Annotated in this window: 7 protein-coding genes; 2 read left to right on the forward strand and 5 right to left on the reverse strand. The window is 36.6% G+C overall.

Annotated elements, in window-relative coordinates; translation table 11 throughout:
• Positions 1-145: 145 nt before the first annotated feature.
• The 3 genes from FQ082_RS12815 to FQ082_RS12825 form a co-directional block, all read right to left on the reverse strand.
• Positions 146-412 (reverse strand): type II toxin-antitoxin system YafQ family toxin, encoded by a 267-nt coding sequence (locus FQ082_RS12815; protein ID WP_149493442.1) that lies wholly within the window; start codon positions 410-412, stop codon positions 146-148.
• Positions 399-680, reverse strand: coding sequence for a type II toxin-antitoxin system RelB/DinJ family antitoxin (locus tag FQ082_RS12820; RefSeq protein WP_149493443.1), 282 nt, complete (start codon positions 678-680; stop codon positions 399-401). The genes FQ082_RS12815 and FQ082_RS12820 overlap by 14 nt, the downstream gene beginning before the upstream one ends.
• A gap of 169 nt (positions 681-849) precedes the next feature.
• Positions 850-1,161: a ThuA domain-containing protein gene (locus FQ082_RS12825; RefSeq protein ID WP_149493444.1), complete on the reverse strand. Its 312-nt coding sequence runs from the start codon at positions 1,159-1,161 to the stop codon at positions 850-852.
• Between the two features lie 520 nt (positions 1,162-1,681).
• On the opposite strand from FQ082_RS12825, the gene mobV reads away from it, so the two are divergent.
• Both mobV and repM read left to right on the forward strand, forming a co-directional pair.
• Positions 1,682-2,584: a MobV family relaxase gene (mobV, locus tag FQ082_RS12830; RefSeq protein WP_149493445.1), complete on the forward strand. Its 903-nt coding sequence runs from the start codon at positions 1,682-1,684 to the stop codon at positions 2,582-2,584.
• A 516-nt stretch (positions 2,585-3,100) separates the two neighbouring features.
• A complete protein-coding gene (gene repM, locus FQ082_RS12835; protein ID WP_149493446.1) occupies positions 3,101-4,051 on the forward strand; it encodes a replication initiation protein RepM in 951 nt (316 codons plus the stop codon).
• Between the two features lie 104 nt (positions 4,052-4,155).
• On the opposite strand, the gene FQ082_RS12840 is transcribed toward repM, so the two are convergent.
• Together FQ082_RS12840 and FQ082_RS13055 are read right to left on the reverse strand one after the other, a co-directional pair.
• Positions 4,156-4,941 carry a toll/interleukin-1 receptor domain-containing protein gene (locus tag FQ082_RS12840; protein ID WP_149493447.1) on the reverse strand — a complete coding sequence of 262 codons (786 nt, stop codon included), beginning with the start codon at positions 4,939-4,941 and terminating at the stop codon, positions 4,156-4,158.
• Positions 4,932-5,385, reverse strand: a 454-nt coding sequence (locus FQ082_RS13055; protein ID WP_181717787.1) for a hypothetical protein, incomplete at its 5' end; no start/stop codon positions are given. The genes FQ082_RS13055 and FQ082_RS12840, both read right to left, overlap by 10 nt.

Below are 5,385 nucleotides of genomic sequence, written 5' to 3' on the forward strand. Positions count from 1 at the left end.
GGTAGTTATTGAAGCTGTTTTCATTGCTAGGCTGAAAGTAGCCATACGATTGATAATGTTTTGCAAAGTATCGAGATAAGCAATTTTAATATTTACTTTATCTTGGTCAGTTAGTTCTATACTCATATAATTTCTCTAAGAATACCTATTCAAACACTTCTGAATGACTACCCAGCCTAACCAAATCTACCGTATCGCTTTGGATACGGTAGATAAGCACCAAGTCAGGTTTGATATGGCAATCTCTAAACCCTTTATGATTGCCAGTCAACGCATGATCTTTGTATTTAGCCGGTAGCGGTATATCGTTCGTCAAACAATTAAGCACCTCGCCCCATGCAGGAGTGAGTAAGCTTAGATAATTCTTTTTGGCATCTCTTTTAAACTGACTTGATACTTCAATGGATCTCATCAGCTTCGCCTTCTAGCTCATCCATGAGATCACCAAAGCTGTCGTACTTACTACCGTTACCATTGGCAACCTCTGCAATAGCCGCGATGGTCTGAGCGTTGAGCTTAGGTTGATAATCAAAAGACAAGGGAACTGCATTGGTATCCGCTACTTGGTTCAAGAACAGCCTTATGGCTTGTGAAGGCGTTAGTCCATAGCTTTCAAGAACAGAAAAAGACCTATCCTTCAGATCCTGGTCAAGCCGTATATTATAATTAGTCGTAGTCATATAAATCACCTATCGCTTATGTTTGTACATACAATATAAGCGATAGGTGGTTAAATCTCAATAGTTTTAGTATTTTATACTGCCCATTAAAAACCCAGAAAAAGGCTAATGGCTTTCTTTCTAAGTTTTTGTATAACATAGAGTTAGGGAAAACCTTGATTATACGTCTCTACTTTAAGCCTTTAAGTAGTTTTGTTTCTATATGACTAACCCCAGCCGCTTCTTGCATTTCTATCCAGCTTTCATAAGATGTATTTGTTTGAATAAACTGCTCCCACTCCTGATCTGGGATGGCTGCAAAATCTTCTTCTGTTTCTACTTTGAACCCAGAAGCTTCTATTAGTTCCTCAAAATTCGAATATTGACTGCAACTAGATATAAAATCAGGGGTCATAAGATCATCCAGTGGGATACTGTGAGTGCCAGATAACTCTGAAAGATTCTTCTCTAGTTGATCAAAACCTCTTAAATCAAATTTCATGATTCTTTCCTCGTGTCTATAAGCTTTATATAGCTTGTAGAGTGTTGATTATTTATAAAGAATAACTAATCAGACCATTGGAATCATCTGTAGCTACAGATGATTTTTTAGGCTAATAAATTATTTGTACTAGCCTAAGATTATGCCAGTGAATGACGAGAAGTAACGCTCTTATAATCCCTTTTTTGTAGCAGATTTTACGACAGATAAAAGACCCGTCATTTTCTACCTAATTTAATGACTACACCTTACGCACCCTAAAGGGACTGCCAAATAGCTGATATTGTTAGGTTTATTGAAATTTGAGTGTTTGCAAAGTGCAAACAAAGTCGTTATAAGTTATTGATTTAAAAACGAAAAAGGTGTTTACAATCTGTAAACAGCCAAGTTGAAAAACAGTGAAAAATAGCCCTTTTTTACCGCCTTTTGCTGCAAAATTCACGCTTTCCTAACAGGCGAATTTATGGTGTAGTAAGTACACCTCAGTGAAATAACACCCAATTATAGGAAAAAAGTGGCGATGAACTATGCAATTTTGAGGACGGCAAAATTAAAGACGATGGGCAACATTGGTGGCAGTCTTGCACACAGCTATCGAAAGATAGAAACGCCAAATGCTGACCCCAACCTCACCCCTAAAAATTATCATAGCGTTGCTACTCCTGAAGCAGTCAAACAAGCAATACAAAACCGACTTCCTGAAAAAAGACGCTCTGATGCGGTGCTCTGTATTGAGTATTTAATAACCGCCAGTCCTGAATGGGAAGGCTGGGGAAAAAGCCAAGAAGATGAGTTTTTTAAGCGATCTGCTCAGTGGCTCATGGATAAGCATGGAGCAGAAAATATTGCTGGTATGAGTATTCATCGAGACATAAGCACACCGCACCTAGTCGCTTATGTCGTTCCTATTGACCAAAAGGGGAAGCTGAACTGTAAGAATTTTCTAGGCGGCAGGGTTAAGTTAAATCAGATGCAAACCGATTTTGCCAATACGGTCGCTGATTTAGGGCTAACAAGGGGGAAGGAAGGCTCTAAAGCCAAGCATACCAGCATCAAAGAGTATTACCACGACATCAATCACGCGCGAGATTTTAGTATCGAAACTGTATCGCCTAAGCCTGAAATGTTTGAAAGCAAAGCTCGATATGGTGAGAAGGTCACAGCAGCCGTTATTGAGCAAATAGAACCGACTGTGAAAGCGGCAAACAGCATCCTAATGGACTATGAGAAGGCGAGGATTGATAAAAGCGTGGCAGAAGGGAGTTATGAGACTCTCAAGAAACGTGTTAAGCCTTACTTAGTGGCTATTGAAGGGTTAAATGAAGAGGAAATTGCTAGGGTAACTGAGGCAATGCTACTAGAAAGCCGTAAAATCGCTATAGAGAGGGTTAAATACGAAAAGGCTAGGTATGTATCAAAATGAAGAATGAAGGCTATTAAATCTAATTCTGTACACAGAGAGAGTGGTTTTTATAGCTTGTTACTAAGGTTAAAGAAAAATGAAGACACTAGGATGCTAAAAAAATTATAAAGTCGAACAAACCTGATGCTTTAGATGAGACTAAAAAACAAATTGATAGATACTTTTGAAAGCATTAATCGATCATCTTATCCAAAAGAGCGTAAAAAAGTCTCTGATATTTCGAAGTAACTAGGGCTTTTTTCTATTATCTTTTCAGTTAGTAAAAAAATAAGAAAATGCTTTTAATGCTTTTAATGCTTTTAATAGCTTTTAAGCTCTCTGTATCCCTTGCTGCTATTGGCTTATAGCGTCCATTAAAGGACGTTTAGTTACCCATTAAAGGACGTTTAGTTACCCATTAAAGGACGTTTAGTTACCCATTAAAGGACGTTTAGTTACCATTAAAGGACTTTTTATAATTTGACCTTTAGATGACTTAATGTAATATGTCATTAAATACTTATGGATAAGATGGTTATGCACAATAAAAAAAACCTAGTCGTAAAGACTAATCAACTGAATCAGGCATTACAAACTTTATCATTAGCTGAAGTGCGAATTATTCAGCTAGCCATAGTTGATGCTAGAGAAACAGCCACAGGATTAAGTACAGACAAGCCGTTACGAATTGATGCCACTCGTTATGCAGAGGTATTTGAAACTACACGGCAAAATGGCTATAAGCGCATGAAAGAAGCTGAAGAAACACTATTTAATAGGCGTTTTACTTACCTTGATGATAATGGTAAGCCTATTAAAAGCCGTTGGTTACAGCAGGTGCAATATCATGATGGTGAGGGTGCTATAGAAATAGTGTTTACTCTTGCTGTTGTAGAAGGTATCAGCCGTATCAATGGCTTAGAACAGTTTTTTACCTCGTATTTGCTAGAGCAAACGACACAGTTTGATAGTGTTTATTCGGTACGCCTTTATGAGTTATTGACGCAATGGCGCACAGCTAAAAAAACACCATGCTTTGATATAGGGGTCTTTAGAGACCAGATGGGGCTAGGAATCAATGAATACAAAGCGATGTGTGATTTCAAAAAACGTGTTTTAGATCTTGCTACAGATGAGATTAACAAAAAATCAGACCTTAAAGTCAAATATGAGAACGTAAAAAGGGGACGCAAAATTGTAGGCTTTATTTTCACTGTTCATGAAAAGCCAAAAGCTAAGACTGATGTAGTTAGTAAAAAGCGCGACTCTAGTACAGCAGATATGTTCACGGTTGATGGATTGAATGATAAGCAGCTAGGGCGTATTGCTCGTAACCCTGCTTTTATGGCGGAATACAATCATTTAGTAAGCCCTACTAGCCCAGCTGGTCAGTCACAGCAAGGGTGGGAGTTTGAAATGGTTAACCGCCTTAAAAAAGACCCTGCGCAGTTTGATAAACGTCCTATTAGAGAATATCTTGAATATTAGAGGTTATAAGAAAGTTGATTAAATAATCTAAATTTGCATATCAAAGCCACGGCTTATAGAACTAGTTTTAGGGTAATCAGATTTTCATAAAGTTTGGTTGCCCTTTAATACCAAGGGTTTAGATGCCGATACAATCTTTCGAATACGTCCACTTTGTTTGAATAATTTTGTTGTAATAAATTTGTCAAAGCTGTACTGGTGATTTTATGGTCTAGATCAGGTTTGGTGTAGGCAACATCTAATGAGTCCATAACTGGTTGTTGAGCTTCCATCCCCAGACTCTCTGTTAACGATTTCAACTTTTGCTTATAGGATGTTTTTCTACGAATATGTTGAACCAATGCTAATTCTGACAAAATCCAAGGTGAATTTACTAACTCTTGGTCTTCAATACCTTGTCTTACAGATACAGAATTAGGCGTTCCTAAAAAAAGAAAGACCTCGCAATTATCTATCATTTTATGTAAAGCAGTGTTCAACATCATGTATGCATGGGAGGTTGAGCGATTTCTTTTCTCATAGCTGTAAGTATTAGTAGAAGAGTCATAGCAATACTTATTATCAATATCTTTTAACAAATCAAATGCATTGCCCCAAACGCATGAGTCAATAAAAACATTCAAACCTTTTCTCTCTAGAGCTATTGCTAGCCTTATCACATTATCAGCGTCAGCATGTGAGTGTGATAAGAAAATATCAACCTCTTTATTAGGGAATAAATGCTTCTGTATTTCATCACCATCTAAAGTACTACTGCTATCTAATAGATAATCTGACAAGTCGTTTAAAGCGTTTTCTTCTTTAGACTTATACTGCTCTACTTCAAAATTGTAGATGTATTCAGGCGAACTAAAGTTATGAAAATCTGTGACTTCTACACTTAAAAACATGGTATTCCTTTTATATTAATAAATGATACTACTGCTATAGTAATCAGGGTTAAGTGGAAAAAAAATAATGGTTTTGAGAAAATAATAGATGTCCATTTTTCATAAGCATTGTTTAGCTTATTTCCATCAATTTTCATATCATCAAAGGTAATACTGTTTTGATTTGAGGAGTTGTTATAAATATGACGAAATGCTCTTTCTAGTCTTAAAAAATATGCATGATACCAAGCAAAAAACAACCAAGGAATAAAAAACATCCATAGCTTAAAGCTATTATCAAGAGGTTCTGAAGCAGAATATGCAAGTAAAGCTGTTAAGGTAGTTATTGAAGCTGTTTTCATTGCTAGGCTGAAAGTAGCCATACGATTGATAATGTTTTGCAAAGTATCGAGATAAGCAATTTTAATATTTACTTTATCTTGGTCAGTTAGTTCTATACTCATA

Source organism: Psychrobacter sp. ANT_H56B (genome assembly GCF_008369245.1).
GTDB classification, from domain to species: Bacteria; Pseudomonadota; Gammaproteobacteria; order Pseudomonadales; family Moraxellaceae; genus Psychrobacter; species Psychrobacter cryohalolentis.

Bases quoted from the DNA above. Each gene is read 5' to 3' on its own strand.
- repM (WP_149493446.1), top strand. From the start codon at position 3,101: ATGCACAATAAAAAAAACCTAGTCGTAAAGACTAATCAACTGAATCAG.
- FQ082_RS12820 (WP_149493443.1), bottom strand. From the start codon at position 680: ATGACTACGACTAATTATAATATACGGCTTGACCAGGATCTGAAGGAT.
- FQ082_RS12825 (WP_149493444.1), bottom strand. From the start codon at position 1,161: ATGAAATTTGATTTAAGAGGTTTTGATCAACTAGAGAAGAATCTTTCA.
- mobV (WP_149493445.1), top strand. From the start codon at position 1,682: ATGAACTATGCAATTTTGAGGACGGCAAAATTAAAGACGATGGGCAAC.
- FQ082_RS12815 (WP_149493442.1), bottom strand. From the start codon at position 412: ATGAGATCCATTGAAGTATCAAGTCAGTTTAAAAGAGATGCCAAAAAG.
- FQ082_RS12840 (WP_149493447.1), bottom strand. From the start codon at position 4,941: ATGTTTTTAAGTGTAGAAGTCACAGATTTTCATAACTTTAGTTCGCCT.